The organism is Erwinia tracheiphila (assembly GCF_021365465.1).
In the GTDB taxonomy this organism is placed as follows: Bacteria; Pseudomonadota; Gammaproteobacteria; order Enterobacterales; family Enterobacteriaceae; genus Erwinia; species Erwinia tracheiphila.
Genome location: NZ_CP089932.1, coordinates 1,361,426 through 1,375,448, shown reverse-complemented (window position 1 = coordinate 1,375,448; position 14,023 = coordinate 1,361,426). Strand labels below are relative to the sequence as shown.

At 52.2% G+C, this 14,023-nt stretch carries 9 protein-coding genes and 3 pseudogenes; 1 reads left to right on the top strand and 11 read right to left on the bottom strand.

Annotated features, from left to right (window positions below; genetic code table 11):
- Positions 1–155: 155 nt before the first annotated feature.
- The 3 genes and pseudogenes from tnpA to LU633_RS25755 form a co-directional block, all read right to left on the bottom strand.
- Positions 156–596, bottom strand: a pseudogene (gene tnpA / locus LU633_RS07225) (IS200/IS605 family transposase); the annotation flags it as partial.
- A 164-nt stretch (positions 597–760) separates the two neighbouring features.
- A complete protein-coding gene (gene glyA / locus LU633_RS07220) occupies positions 761–2,014 on the bottom strand; it encodes a serine hydroxymethyltransferase (RefSeq protein ID WP_016191589.1) in 1,254 nt (417 codons plus the stop codon).
- On the bottom strand, positions 2,001–2,132 hold the full coding sequence (locus tag LU633_RS25755; RefSeq protein ID WP_256371751.1) for a hypothetical protein: 132 nt from the start codon (positions 2,130–2,132) through the stop codon (positions 2,001–2,003). The genes glyA and LU633_RS25755 overlap by 14 nt, the downstream gene beginning before the upstream one ends.
- Positions 2,133–2,326: 194 nt before the next feature.
- On the opposite strand from LU633_RS25755, the gene hmpA reads away from it, so the two are divergent.
- On the top strand, positions 2,327–3,505 hold the full coding sequence (gene hmpA / locus LU633_RS07215) for an NO-inducible flavohemoprotein (RefSeq protein ID WP_016191590.1): 1,179 nt from the start codon (positions 2,327–2,329) through the stop codon (positions 3,503–3,505).
- A 60-nt stretch (positions 3,506–3,565) separates the two neighbouring features.
- Here the strand turns inward: hmpA and glnB are convergent, their stop codons facing one another.
- From glnB to purL, 8 genes and pseudogenes are all read right to left on the bottom strand, one after another.
- Positions 3,566–3,904, bottom strand: a complete 339-nt coding sequence (gene glnB, locus LU633_RS07210; protein WP_016191591.1) for a nitrogen regulatory protein P-II — start codon at positions 3,902–3,904, stop codon at positions 3,566–3,568.
- 141 nt (positions 3,905–4,045) lie between these two features.
- Positions 4,046–5,380: a two-component system response regulator GlrR gene (gene glrR / locus LU633_RS07205; protein WP_016191592.1), complete on the bottom strand. Its 1,335-nt coding sequence runs from the start codon at positions 5,378–5,380 to the stop codon at positions 4,046–4,048.
- Positions 5,377–6,105, bottom strand: a complete 729-nt coding sequence (qseG, locus tag LU633_RS07200; RefSeq protein ID WP_016191593.1) for a two-component system QseEF-associated lipoprotein QseG — start codon at positions 6,103–6,105, stop codon at positions 5,377–5,379. The genes glrR and qseG overlap by 4 nt, the downstream gene beginning before the upstream one ends.
- Positions 6,102–7,535 carry a sensor histidine kinase gene (locus tag LU633_RS07195; protein WP_016191594.1) on the bottom strand — a complete coding sequence of 478 codons (1,434 nt, stop codon included), beginning with the start codon at positions 7,533–7,535 and terminating at the stop codon, positions 6,102–6,104. Before LU633_RS07195 ends, qseG begins: the two co-directional genes overlap by 4 nt.
- A 1,040-nt stretch (positions 7,536–8,575) precedes the next feature.
- Positions 8,576–8,758, bottom strand: a pseudogene (locus LU633_RS07190) (hypothetical protein); the annotation flags it as partial.
- A gap of 428 nt (positions 8,759–9,186) precedes the next feature.
- A pseudogene (locus LU633_RS26455) lies at positions 9,187–9,535 on the bottom strand (transposase); the annotation flags it as partial.
- Positions 9,486–9,707, bottom strand: coding sequence for a transposase domain-containing protein (locus LU633_RS26450; protein ID WP_071598891.1), 222 nt, complete (start codon positions 9,705–9,707; stop codon positions 9,486–9,488). The pseudogene LU633_RS26455 and the gene LU633_RS26450, both read right to left, overlap by 50 nt.
- A 243-nt stretch (positions 9,708–9,950) precedes the next feature.
- Entirely contained in the window at positions 9,951–13,838 is a 3,888-nt protein-coding gene (gene purL, locus LU633_RS07175; protein ID WP_040465655.1) for a phosphoribosylformylglycinamidine synthase, read from the bottom strand.
- Positions 13,839–14,023: the final 185 nt, after the last annotated feature.

Sequence of the window (14,023 nt, the reverse complement as noted above, 5' to 3'; positions counted from 1 at the left end):
GCTTATCCACGCTGAGTTCCCGTTTGCGCTCCAGCAGCAGCGCATCGGAATGCTGCTGGAGCCCTGACTTTACTGCCGTGAGGCAGGAGTAAAAAGCCACCTGCATAGCAGGTGGCTTTGACACCGCCCCCTAAAAGGGGGCTTAAACACCACCTTTCCAGTCCGAGCTGTATTTGCCTTTCTTCTTCCTCTTTGGCAACCTTGTCCTGGTACCGCACATACCTTCGAATTACTTCTTCTTTTGCACCCACCGAATCCACAAAATACCCTCTTTGCCAAAAGTGGTTACACCAAAGCTTGTGCTTCCTGAGATAAGGAAACTTCTCGAACAGCCTGATGGCCGTTCGCCCTTTCACAAATCCCATCAACTCAGAAACACTCAAGCCCGGCGGCGTCCTCACCACCAGATGTATATGATCTATCTGCACATTTAGCTCAACTACTGTGCATTTTTTCATATTGCTGTAAATGTAGATGCTGCGGTAAACCTCTTTACCGAGATGACCTTTGAGGATTTTGTATCTGTACTTCGGTGTCCATACAAGATGATACTGACAGCGATAGGATACGTGGGAAGCGGATTTATATCTGCTCATGCTATTTACTCCTTGATTTGCTGGTAACAAACCGGGGCAGTATTTAGCATGGGCATTCTACGGGCAAAGCCCCACATGAACGATCACCACCTCCACAGGAGGTGGTTTAGTGTTGATAATAAAAAGCGGGACATATTGTCCCGCTAAAGGTTCACCTGTGGTTTTTATGCGTAAACCGGGAAGCGTTCACAGATTTCAAGCACCTGCTTCTTCACGCGTTCCTGCACATCCTGATCGTTGATGTTGTCGAGAATATCGCTGATCCAGCCAGCCAGCTGACGCACTTCTGCTTCCTGGAAACCACGGCGGGTAACGGCTGGCGAGCCAATACGAATACCGGAGGTGACAAACGGGCTTTTTGGATCGTTGGGCACACTGTTTTTATTAACGGTAATATTGGCACGCCCCAGCGCCACATCAGCTTCTTTACCGGTAAGGTTTTTATCAACCAAATCCAGCAGGAACAAATGGTTATGCGTTCCGCCGGAGATGACTTTATAACCACGCTCCAGAAACACCTCCACCATCGCCTTAGCGTTTTTGACAACCTGCTGCTGATAAACTTTGAACTCCGGTTCCATAGCCTCTTTCAGCGCCACTGCTTTTCCGGCAATAACATGCATCAACGGACCACCCTGCCCACCAGGGAAAACCGCTGAGTTTAATTTTTTGTAAAGCTCTTCATCACCGTCTTTTGCCAGGATCAGGCCGCCACGAGGACCTGCCAGCGTTTTGTGTGTAGTGGTGGTAACAATGTGCGCATGAGGAACCGGATTTGGATAAACACCTGCCGCGATCAAACCGGCAACGTGTGCCATATCCACAAACAGATATGCTCCGATGCTGTCGGCAATTTCACGCATTTTTGCCCAGTCACACACACCAGAATAGGCAGAGAAACCACCGATGATCATCTTCGGCTTGTGCTTTTGCGCCTGTGCAGCGAGATTGTCGTAATCGATATGGCCGGTTTCATCAATGCCGTAAGGCACCACGTTATACAGTTTGCCTGAAAAGTTAACCGGTGAACCGTGAGTCAGATGACCACCGTGTGCCAGATTCATCCCCAGGATGGTATCGCCCGGCTGAAGCAGTGCGGTGTAGACGGCGAAGTTTGCCTGAGAACCAGAATGGGGCTGGACGTTGGCAAAGTCAGCACCAAACACCGCTTTTGCACGATCGATGGCCAGCTGTTCGACAATATCAACATATTCACAGCCGCCGTAATAGCGCTTACCTGGATAACCTTCGGCATATTTATTGGTTAGCTGAGAACCCTGCGCCTGCATCACGCGTGGGCTGGTGTAGTTTTCCGAAGCAATCAGTTCAATATGCTCTTCCTGACGCACTTTCTCCTGCTCCATTGCCTGCCACAATTCGGCATCATAATCAGCAACATTCATATCACGCTTTAACATCCGCTTCTCCTGACTCAGCTAACTGGTATTCGGCATTAAACGGCCCTTTAGGGCGCAGGCTGACAGTGTAAACTGTTTTGCCCGCCCACTGCCAGTCGAAACCGCGCTTTTTACGCAAACGATTGGCCTGAAGATTGACGGTGTAATACGCTCACTTTAGCTAATAAATCCCTGACTATGCTGCTATTGTCAACAGGCAAAAGTTTACCCATGCCGTTGTCAACTCGCCGTATTTGAGAGGGAAATTGATACTTTTTCCTTTTTGGAAGGATTCATTTTAAATAAATCTGCTAATACACAAGGAGCTGCGCCATGTTAGATCCCCACACTATCAGCACCATCAAAAGCACTATTCCTGCTTTACTCGCCACAGGTTCCAGCCTCACAGCTTATTTTTATGACCGCATGTTTACTCATAACCCGGAACTCAAAAATATTTTCAATATGAGTAACCAGCACAATGGCAAGCAGCGTGAAGCGCTTTTTAATACCCTTTGCGCCTGTGCCACTCACATTGAAAACCTGTCCGTTCTTCAGCCCGTGATAGAAAAAATTGCACAAAAACATGCCAGTCTGGCCATTCAGCCGAATGATTATGAGATTGTCGGTAAACATTTACTGGCGACCCTTGAAGAGAAGCTCTCGCCGGGAACGACGGTACTGACTGCCTGGGGTGAAGCCTACCGGATTCTGGCCAGTCTGTTTATTACTCGCGAAGAAGAAATTTATCGGGAAAGTGAGGGTAAACCAGGTGGGTGGCGGGGACTGCGCAGCTTTTATATCAGTAAGATCGATACACAAAGTGAAAAAATCAAAAGCTTTATTCTGACACCTACGGACGGACTTCCCGTTGCAGACTATTGTGCCGGACAGTACCTCAGCGTCTGGCTGCGCACAGCGTCTGGTCAGCAAATACGTCAATATTCCCTGACGCAGTCACCCAATGGTAAAGACTATCGTATTGCAGTACGTCATGCCGATAACGGCAAAGTTTCAGGCTGGCTGCATCAGCAGGCAAAAACAGGCGATGAATTATTGCTTACGCCCCCCGCCGGAGACTTTTTCCTTGATGTACAAACAGATACAGCCATTGCGCTTATCTCGGCTGGCGCAGGACAAACACCAATGCTGTCGATGCTTGACGTGCTGGTCAGACAGCAGCATCCGAAGACAATATGGTGGTTCCATGCCACTGATAACGGAAGACAACACGCTTTTGACAAAGAGGTGACAGAAAAAGGTGCCGGGCTGGCAACGTTTTCACAATGCATCTGGTATAACTCACCTTTACCGCAGGATAACGATCGTTACCACCGCGAGGGGCTGATGGAACTTATGCCTTACAGGCATGAAATCAGCGACCCTGACATGCAGTTTTATCTCTGTGGCCCAACGGGTTTTATGCAGTCTGTAACACAGCAGCTCATGGCTACAGGAATAAGCAGGCAACGGATCCACTATGAAACTTTTGGCCCACACCAGGTAATTTGAGCCGCAAAAAAGGGCGTAACCACAGGTCACCGCCCTTTTCTTTGCCACTCAGGCAGCGGATTAAATCGCTTCTTCGTCTTCTTCGCCAGTACGGATCCGCACTACACGGGCCATATCAAACACAAAAATTTTACCATCGCCAATTTTTCCAGTCTGGGCAGTACGAATAATCGTATCCACGCAGGTCTCGACAATATCATCAGCAATCACAATCTCTATCTTTACTTTTGGCAGAAAATCGACCATATACTCCGCGCCACGATAAAGTTCCGTGTGTCCCTTCTGGCGGCCAAAACCTTTCACCTCCGTGACAGTCATACCGGTAATCCCAACTTCGGCCAGTGCTTCACGCACATCGTCAAGCTTGAACGGTTTGATAATTGCATCAATCTTTTTCATGGCAGACCCTTTTAACGCCTTCCGCAATCGGAAGATAATCTTCGATAGTATAAATGCAGCAAACAAGGCCCGCAGTGCGGTTTGTCTTCTTTTTCAGGACGTTTAACCTACCATATTCAGCGGTTTGTGCGGCATGAAAAACTACACTTTAAAATCAGACGCATCCAGTTCATGACGCGACAGGAGCTTATAAAATTCGGTGCGATTGCGCCCGGCCAGCCGCGCGGCATGAGTGACATTACCTTTGGTCATCTGTAGCAGCTTGCGTAAATAATTCAGCTCAAACTGATGCCTTGCCTCGACAAAGGTGGGCAGCGCCGTGTTTTCGCCTGCCAGCGCCTGTTCAACCAACGCCTCACCAATCACTGGCGCAGAGGTTAAGGCCACACATTGTTCAATGACGTTAACCAGCTGACGAACATTACCCGGCCAGCTGGCTGCCACCAGACGCTGCATGGCGTCCGTAGAGAAACGGCGAACAAAAGGTTTATGACGCTCGGCCGCCTGCTTCAGTAAATGGTTCGCCAGCAAAGGTATATCCTCTGCACGCTCGTGCAACGCAGGAATTTTCAAATTGACCACATTCAGCCGGTAAAACAGATCCTCACGGAACTCTTTCTTCTCCATCGCTTTGGGCAGATCGCGGTGAGTGGCAGAGAGGATACGCACGTTAATCTCCTGGTCGCGATTGCTCCCCAGCGGGCGGACTTTACGTTCCTGTAGCACACGTAAAAGCTTCACCTGAAGGGCAGGGGGCATATCGCCAATTTCATCAAGAAACAGTGTGCCCCCCTCTGCGGCCTGAAACAACCCTTCACGGCTGCTGACCGCACCGGTAAATGCGCCTTTCGCATGACCGAACAGCTCCGATTCCAGTAGCTGCTCCGGCAGCGCACCGCAGTTGATAGCGATAAACGCGTTTCCCGCTCGCGGACTGGCCGCATGGATAGCCTGCGCAAGCACCTCTTTTCCCGTGCCACTTTGACCGTTAATCAGCACGCTGACATCGGACTGCGCAACCATTCTGGCCTGCTCCAGCATGCGCAACATCAGCGGGCTACGGGTGACGATACTTTCGCGCCAGGCATCATCACTGGCCGGTGCGCGATGTGCCAGCGCCTGATCAATTGCGCTGTACAACGCATCCCGATCCACCGGTTTGGTCAGAAAGCTAAAGACTCCCTGTTGGGTTGCCGAAACAGCCTCGGGAATTGAACCATGAGCAGTCAGGATAATAACCGGCATGCCTGGCTCAATTTTCTGGATCTCACTGAACAGCGCCAGCCCGTCCATTTCATCCATACGAAGATCGCTAATGACCAGATCGATCTTCTCACGCAGCAAAGTGCGTAATGCTTCAGGGCCGCTTTGTGCGGTAAGTACCCGAAAACCTTCGCTGGCAAGACGCATTCCCAGCAGCTTGAGCAGGCTGGGATCGTCATCCACTAGCAGCAGCGTAGCCGATTTCTTTATCATTGTCGGGTTGCCTCCTCGGGGCTGGCTCGTGGTAGGTCGCTTTTATCATTGTGGCCGTTATCAGCACCGTCAGGCGAGCGACGGGACGACAGCTGACGTTCGATATCCGTCAGCCTTTCCAGTTTGCGACGGGTAAGCATCAGGTCCTTATTCAGGCTCTGCTGCTGCTGGCGCAAAGCATCAAGTTGCGCATCGCTGCTCTGTTGCAAATGGTGATAACGCATACGCTCTTCAGAAAGCTGAAGCTGCCCCATTTGATCGCTTAACCAGAGCTGCATCAAAGGTCGAACAGGGACCGGATAGTCCTGATTGAAGGTATCCAGCCGTTGCAGATATTGCCGACGTTCCTGTGGTGTCACGTTGCCATTTGCCAGCAGAACGCCCTGCTTAAACGCGCTTTGCCAGTTATCATCCGCCCAACGGCGCGCCGCCTGGCGGGCTTCTGCGGGTGAGAGTCGGATAGCACAATCCATCGTCCGTAACCAGTAAAGTGGATTACCATTAATTTTTTTATCATCGACCTGCCAGATGCGGTCGCATGACACCTGCTGGTAATCAACCACCTTACTTTCCGGCTCAATCAGTCCGCCAGGTTTATCCGTAACGGGCGGCACGGCCGTTTTACTGCTGCAGCCGACCAGTACAACAGGCACCAATGCAGCCAGGGTGAATCTCCTGAAGTGACCGACGTATTTCGCGACAACCCAAAAGGCGTGTGATGTCATGATGATTCTTTCCCGGCAATGGTGTTAAGTTCGATTCTGAAGCAAACATCCGCCGTGTCACTCTTGACCAGCCGGATATCACCCTGCAAACGGTGAACACACTCTCTGGCAATGCTGAGGCCAAGCCCACTGCCTTTTACCGCCCCTTTACGCTGCTGGCTTCCCTGGAAGAAAGGCTCGAAAATCATTGCCTGTTCAGCTTGTGGCACCGGCGTTCCGCTGTTAGCAACCTCAATAATTACCTTTCGTCCCTGATAACCACTGCGGATCCAGATGGTACCTGATTCAGCACCGTAATGTATCGCGTTCGAGTAGAGATTATCGATGATGCGACTGAGCAAATTCGCTTCTGCCAGACAGACGCTTGCCGATAATGTAATTTCAGTCTGCATCTTTTTCGCCCGAGCCGTCAGGCCATGCGTAATGACGATCTTCTCCACCAGCGGGGCCAGTTGAACAGGCTGCATAACAATGGGAGACTCGGAAAATTTTCTATTGTAATCGATTAGTTGCTCAATAAGCCGTTGCAGATGGCGACTACTTTCATCCAGAATACTTACCACTTCCTGCTGGTCGACCGTCAGCGGCCCTGCCACCTCATCCGCCAGCAGTGCTGTTCCTTCACGCATGCTAGCCAGCGGGGTTTTAAGCTCATGAGAAATATGGCGTAGAAATTCGTGGCGCTGCGATTCCAGCCAGGCAAGCCGCTCACTCAGCCAGAGGATGCGCTGCCCAAGGGAACGCAGTTCACGCGGACCGATAAAAGCCAGATTGTGACTGAGTGACCGCCCTTCCCCCAAGCGGTTAACCATTCGTTCAACCGCCTTAACCGGGTCAATGATCATGCGGGTAAATAGCAGCACTAAACCAACACTGAGCAGAAAAAGGATCAATGCCTGCCTGCCAAAATATTGCCCCCGCTCCGCAATTTCACGCTGAAGCTGAAGCCCTCTGGAAAAAACTACTTCACGGGTGGACTGAGCCAGCCGCGCACTGGACGCTGAAAACGCCTCAAGCGCTGCCGAAGCGCCAGGCAAGGGATTGTTATTTTCACAGGTGATTTGGCTTAAGGACGCCAGCGACTGACGCAGAGAATCCGCCTGGTGGCTGTCCGACAGAATCTGTACCTGCGCGTCCAACAATTGTGCATATTTGCTGCGCTGGGTCTGGTAGAGATTTGCCAACATCGGATCGTCGAGAACGCAGTATTGCCGGTAGCTTCGTTCAAGTTCAAGTGCGATGCGGGCCATGACCTCACTACGACGCACATCGGTCAGTGTCGTACGGTTGGTATCCGCCGCGCGGTCACTCAGGGCTGATAAACTTTCCCAGGCCTGCCATGCCAGAACCAACAACGGCAACAGTACCAGCAGAAAGGCCATCAGCACCAGCTGACGCAGAGAACGGGGGAAGAAACGCCATGCTTTCAATCAACATTCTCCTGAGTCACAGGCTGTGCTTTGCCAATACTGTGCCGAACTGTCTGTTACTGCCATGCTAACGGAGTACATCACGTCAGGAAAGTTCGAATTCTCCATACGAAAAATGGCAGACTCTGGGAATCTGCCATGCGATTTTGGAAAGATTGTTCATCAAAAATTAAGTGGTGCCTAACTCAACGTTTCGTCCGATGCTTGATAAGGCCCGCTGTGAGCGAATATCGGTCTGGAGGACGGCAGGCACCGTTTTGTGCGTCATTCGAAGTGTTAAGAAGCACTTTACCGCTTGCGCAGGGCTTTCATAACCAGGCGAATGAGCCACCCGACATATTTTAGCAAAAAGTATGCCAGTTTTTTATTTAAATTTACTGAGATGATTTTAAATCAAAAAAATGGAAAAGGCGGCCTGTGTCGGTCACCTTGTTTCGGAACAATTGTCGCTCACAAGTAACATTATTTTTAGCCAGGATCGATATCCATTTAAAACAATAAATTAAATGTCTCTTTTCTGAGACATACTGATGACTCATCTGTCATTTATTTGCAACAGTATGCTGTAGTCAAACACAACCTGCGCAGAAATCAATGCATGTTTCTTGCCAAACTGACAGTCTTCCCGCTTTTACCGACAATCGTAACCATATGAATTAAAAAATTTAACACCAACCTGAGGCCAGCTCTCCCTTTGTCGTCGGATAGTTCAAATGAGACTAAAAAGTGCTGTTCCCTGTAAGCCAGTGCTGATTGCACTCACAGGAGTACTTCCCCACCTTAAAAACAGATAATCACGGCGTGTACAAACAACGGCGGCAGAGCTAAAGCGTGTTAATGAAGACACAACCTGGCAATGTTTTCAGTAGCAGCTTATAAGACGGCATTAAGCACGTCCTCCAGAGGTGTATTTCAAACCCTAAAAAGCCCTCTCTGCTTGTGCCGCCAGATTTAAATCCCGGGGCAATAAGGCAGAGCCAAAACAGGTTGATGACCAGACCCGACATGGTTTTAACCTGATGTCCCGTGAGATGGGAGCGTTAATACGCATTCCAGAAGGGAGGTCGTCGATGTTGTGCATGAATCGTCATTTGCTGCCCGATTTCCCGGTCCTTCTTATCCTGATGCCTCACATATCGCCTGATAATTTCTTCGTTCACATCAACCCTATCGACAAAGTATTCCCTGGCGCAAAAATGGTTGCCCCACAGCGTTTTCCGTCTGTGCTGGGATCGATTGTGAAACAACAGGCTGGTGTCCAGACCGGTGATATTTGCACCACAATGCTATCTGTGGTTGACGCAGTATCTCTGTTCCCGTTGCCTGATTCCCGCGTCTTGCTGTCGGTACTGCTGAACAGCAACAAAACTGGGAGCTGTGTGGTGCTGGTTATGGTATCCACTGGCCTGAACTGGATGAGGACCTGAGTACCGAAGGGCTGTTTCGTGGTGCTAAAAGTGCGATTCCACGACACTGACCGGTGTAATTTGACAAACAGAACGCTGACCTTCCTGCTCTTTACCCTCAACTCTCTCGGGTAACTCCGCTCTCTTCTACCCGGTAGCACAAGCCATTTCGCCTGCTTATACAGGGTTCTCAGTTCTCCCGGCATTTTTCCCGGCGAAGCACGGGGCAGGGTTATCAGCATCCGGATTATTTCACTTATCGCTCCACTGAAGCTCAGATGGTAAGGCAGATAATCTCCTTTCAGATGGAACCCCATCTGCATCATCTGATATCGCACCAGGTTATAAGCCCGCAGTACCCCCCCACAGCTCCTGTCTCACCAGCTCCGGCAGGCGACTGCGTAATGTCCACCGGCTGTCCAGCATACCCTGCTTTGCTTCCCGGTAACCCAGTTCTGTTTCCCGGCGGTGACGATATAGCTTGCTGATATCTTTACCCGGATAGCGATTCGGGTCTGTCAGTGACGTCAGCACCTGCCTCTCTTTACCGTCCACCCTGCGGGTCAGCAGTCTTGCCACCGTTTCTTCCGGGATCCCTTTCACCCGGAGTCTTACGGCGCTGAATGACAGCGCTGCGAGCGGTAAAGGGAGCTCCGGCCCGGTCAGTAATATCCATTAGATTGACGATCTCGGTCATCGGACGATCGCAAAAAATGGACATCCCAACGACAGGCCAAATCATGGATTCGAGGGAACGTTTACGCAAAGTAACGGTATCGGTCAGGGTGAGCGCCTGCTGAATAAGCTCGGCGAGACTACGGGCGCGCTCAGTAGTGGCGGCATTGATGATGCCGGGGGCCTGGGAAAGTTCGATTTAAAAAGGGTTCCATGATGGACATAGAACCCTTTTTACCGCATCAACCGGATCGGTCAACCGATCCTTAAATGATCGGCATTAGCCTGTGAGTTACCTTTTTGCATCAATAAGATGTCGAACTCTCGTCAGAACTTAGCCCAGCTGCCGACGCGCATTACGGAAAATACGCATCCAGGGGCTGTCTTCGCCCCACTCAGCCGGATGCCAGGAGTTGCTGACCGTACGGAAAACGCGCTCAGGGTGAGGCATCATAATGGTAACGCAGCCACTTTCATTGCTCACGGCGGTAATGCCATTTGGCGAACCATTTGGGTTAGCCGGATACTGCTGCGTGACCTTACCGAAGTTATCAACAAAGCGCAGCGCCACCAGTCCTTTATGTTCCAGCGTCGCCAGATGCGCCTCATCACGCACTTCAACAAAACCTTCGCCATGAGAAACCGCTATCGGCATGCGCGTCCCAACCATACCCTCCAGCAGCAGTGACGGACTCGCCGCCACTTCCACAAGGCTGAAGCGTGCTTCAAAACGTTCTGACTGATTGCGCACAAAACGTGGCCAGGCTCTGCTGCCTGGGATCAGTTCGTGCAGGTTGGACATCATCTGGCAACCGTTACAGACGCCCAGCGCCAGCGTCTGTGGACGATGGAAGAAAGTTTCGAATTCATCACGAACGCGGTTATTAAACAGAATGGATTTGGCCCAGCCTTCACCCGCGCCCAGTACATCGCCGTAAGAGAAACCACCACAGGCCACCAGCGTTTGAAAGTCTTCCAGCCCAAGGCGACCGGACAGTAAATCGCTCATGTGCACATCAACAGCATCAAAACCCGCACGGTGGAAAGCCGCCGCCATTTCAACATGAGAGTTCACCCCCTGCTCACGCAGTACAGCGACTTTCGGACGTACACCCGTAGCGATAAAGGGTGCCGCGATATCCTCCTCCGGCCCGAAGCTCAGTGCGACATTCAGACCCGGATCGTCATCGTTTTTCTTCGCTTCATGTTCCTGATCGGCACAGTCCGGGTTATCGCGCAGGCGCTGCATCTGCCAGGTAGTTTCCGCCCACCAGGTACGCAGTGTGCTACGGCTTTCACTGTATACGGTGGTATCGCCAGAGGTAATAACAAAATGATCGCCGGCCTGTGCGCTGCCCATATAATGCACGCATGTCGCCAGCCCGTGCGCAGCCAGACACTGCTCAACCGCCGCACGATCACCAGCAGCAATCTGAATCACCGCACCCAGCTCTTCATTGAACAGCGCAGCCAGCACATCGTCACCCAGCGCGGAAATATCCACTTCCAGGCCGCAGTGCCCTGTGAAGGCCATCTCAGCCAGCGTCACCAGCAAGCCGCCATCCGAACGGTCGTGATAGGCCAGTAGTTTCCCTTCCGAGACCAGTACCTGAATTGCGTTGAAGAAGCCAGCCAGACGTTGCACGTCGCGTACGTCGGCAGGTTTGTCACCCAGCTGTCGGTAAACCTGAGACAGGGCTGTCGCCCCGAGCGCGTTCTCACCCTGTCCCAAATCAATCAGCAGTAACGCGTTATCCTGCCGGGATTGCAACTGCGGCGTGACGGTGCGACGGACATCTTCCACACGGGCAAAGGCGGTAATCACCAGCGACAGAGGCGAGGTCATTTCCCGCTGCTCGCTGCCCTGCTGCCAGCGCGTTTTCATCGACATAGAGTCTTTACCGACCGGGATGGTGATACCGAGCGCCGGACAAAGCTCCTCGCCCACGGCTTTCACCGCTTCATATAACCCGGCATCTTCTCCCGGATGACCGGCTGCCGCCATCCAGTTAGCGGAAAGCTTAATGCGCTTTAGCGAGCCGATCTGCGTAGCTGCGATGTTGGTAATGGCTTCTGCCACCGCCAGACGACCGGACGCGGCAAAATCCAACAGTGCGACAGGCGCGCGTTCCCCCAGCGCCATCGCTTCACCGTAATAGCTGTCAAGGCTGGCGGTAGTCACCGCGCAGTTAGCCACCGGGATCTGCCACGGGCCGACCATCTGATCGCGGGCGACCATGCCCGTCACCGTACGATCGCCAATGGTCACCAGAAAGGTTTTCTCTGCCACGGCAGGTAAATGAAGCACGCGTTTCACGGCATCCGCAATGGCAATCGCCTCGCGACACAGTGGCTCCCCTTTCGCTTTCAGCGTGGCGACATCACGGGTCATTTTTGGGGTTTTGCCCAGCAGAACATCCAGGGGCATATCGATCAGTTTAGTATTAAAATAGCTGTCCGAAAGCGACAGGTGCATTTCTTCAGTGGCTTCACCAATCACCGCATAGGGCGCACGCTCACGTTGACAAAGCGCATCGAATTCTGCCAGTTTTTCAGGTGCCACCGCCAGCACGTAACGCTCCTGCGATTCGTTACACCATACTTCCAACGGGCTCATGCCCGGCTCATCGCTGGGGATATCACGCAGATTAAAACGCCCACCGCGTTCGCCATCGCTGACCAGTTCCGGCATCGCATTGGAAAGACCGCCGGCCCCGACATCGTGGATGAACAGGATCGGATTGTCGCTACCCAACTGCCAGCAGCGATCAATCACTTCCTGACAGCGTCGTTCCATCTCCGGGTTATCACGCTGCACCGAGGCAAAATCGAGATCCGCATCCGACTGCCCGGAGGCCATAGAGGAAGCGGCACCGCCGCCAAGACCAATATTCATCGCCGGGCCACCGAGCACGATCAGTTTGGCACCGACACTGATTTCACCTTTCTTAACGTGATCGGCACGGATATTACCGATTCCGCCCGCCAGCATAATCGGCTTGTGATAGCCACGCAGCTCCGGCCCGTGGTGGCTGTTAACCCGTTCTTCATAGGTGCGGAAATAGCCATTCAACACCGGGCGACCAAACTCATTGTTGAACGCCGCCCCGCCCAGCGGCCCTTCTGTCATGATATCCAGAGCAGTAACAATATGCGTCGGTTTGCCAAAATCCTCTTCCCACGGCTGTTCAAAACCGGGAATACGCAGGTTGGACACGGAAAAGCCGACCAGTCCGGCCTTGGGCTTCGCCCCCCGTCCCGTGGCACCCTCATCGCGGATTTCACCGCCTGACCCCGTCGCCGCACCTGGCCAGGGAGAGATGGCAGTCGGGTGGTTGTGTGTTTCCACCTTCATCAGGATATGCGTCTCTTCCTGATAGAAATCATACTGTCCGCTGCGAGTAGTATAGAAACGCCCGACCTCAGCCCCTTCCATCACCGCCGCATTGTCTTTGTAGGCTGACAGCACATGATCCGGCGTGTGTTCAAAGGTATTTTTGATCATTTTGAACAGCGACTTCGGCTGTGCCTTGCCGTCGATGATCCAGTCGGCATTAAAAATTTTGTGGCGACAGTGCTCTGAGTTAGCCTGGGCAAACATATAGAGTTCAATGTCATTCGGATTGCGTCCCAGCGTTTCAAATGCCGCCAGCAGATAGTCAATTTCATCACTGGCCAGCGCCAGTCCCAGCCTGCGGTTAGCTTCCTCAAGCGCGCCACGGCCTCCACCTGATATATCCACACTGTGTAATGGGGCAGGCTGGTGATGAACAAAAAGCTCTTCAGCCTGCGCCAGCTCGTTGAGCACAACCTCCATCATGCGGTCGTGCAGTAAAGCGGCGAGCGACGTCCACTGTGTTTCACTCAGCTGTGGGGCTTTCACATAGAAAGCCAGCCCGCGTTCAAGACGCAGCACCTGTGGCAAATCACAGTTATGGGCAATATCGGTCGCTTTTGAGGACCAGGGAGAAATAGTGCCGTGGCGCGGCGTCACCAGTAATAAACGACCTTCCGGCACATGCCCGGCGAGAGAGGGACCATATTTCAGCAGGCGCTCAAGTCGAGCTTTTGCATCAGCGGTGAACGGCGCGCTGACATCGGCAAAATGGACGTACTCAGCGTAAATGTCACTCACCGGCAGGTGAGCATCCTGAAAGCGGGTCAGCAATTTATTGATACGAAATGCCGACAAAGCCGGCGAACCACGCAGTATTTCCATCATGAAAGATCTCTCGTCTTCGAAACGCCAGAGGACGCTTCTTTGGGCGCAACAGGGAAAACGGACGCCATTATAGAGAATCCCCATCCGTTACGAAACCGTTTGCGCATGATTTATCAGCACCCCAAATTGTCTGAAAATCACGCAATGCTGAATGAATTTTATTGCGTGAGGTAACGGAGTTGCGC

Coding starts and splice junctions, on each gene's coding strand:
- glnB (WP_016191591.1), bottom strand. CDS start 3,904: ATGAAAAAGATTGATGCAATTATCAAACCGTTCAAGCTTGACGATGTG.
- glyA (WP_016191589.1), bottom strand. CDS start 2,014: ATGTTAAAGCGTGATATGAATGTTGCTGATTATGATGCCGAATTGTGG.
- hmpA (WP_016191590.1), top strand. CDS start 2,327: ATGTTAGATCCCCACACTATCAGCACCATCAAAAGCACTATTCCTGCT.
- glrR (WP_016191592.1), bottom strand. CDS start 5,380: ATGATAAAGAAATCGGCTACGCTGCTGCTAGTGGATGACGATCCCAGC.
- purL (WP_040465655.1), bottom strand. CDS start 13,838: ATGATGGAAATACTGCGTGGTTCGCCGGCTTTGTCGGCATTTCGTATC.
- qseG (WP_016191593.1), bottom strand. CDS start 6,105: ATGACATCACACGCCTTTTGGGTTGTCGCGAAATACGTCGGTCACTTC.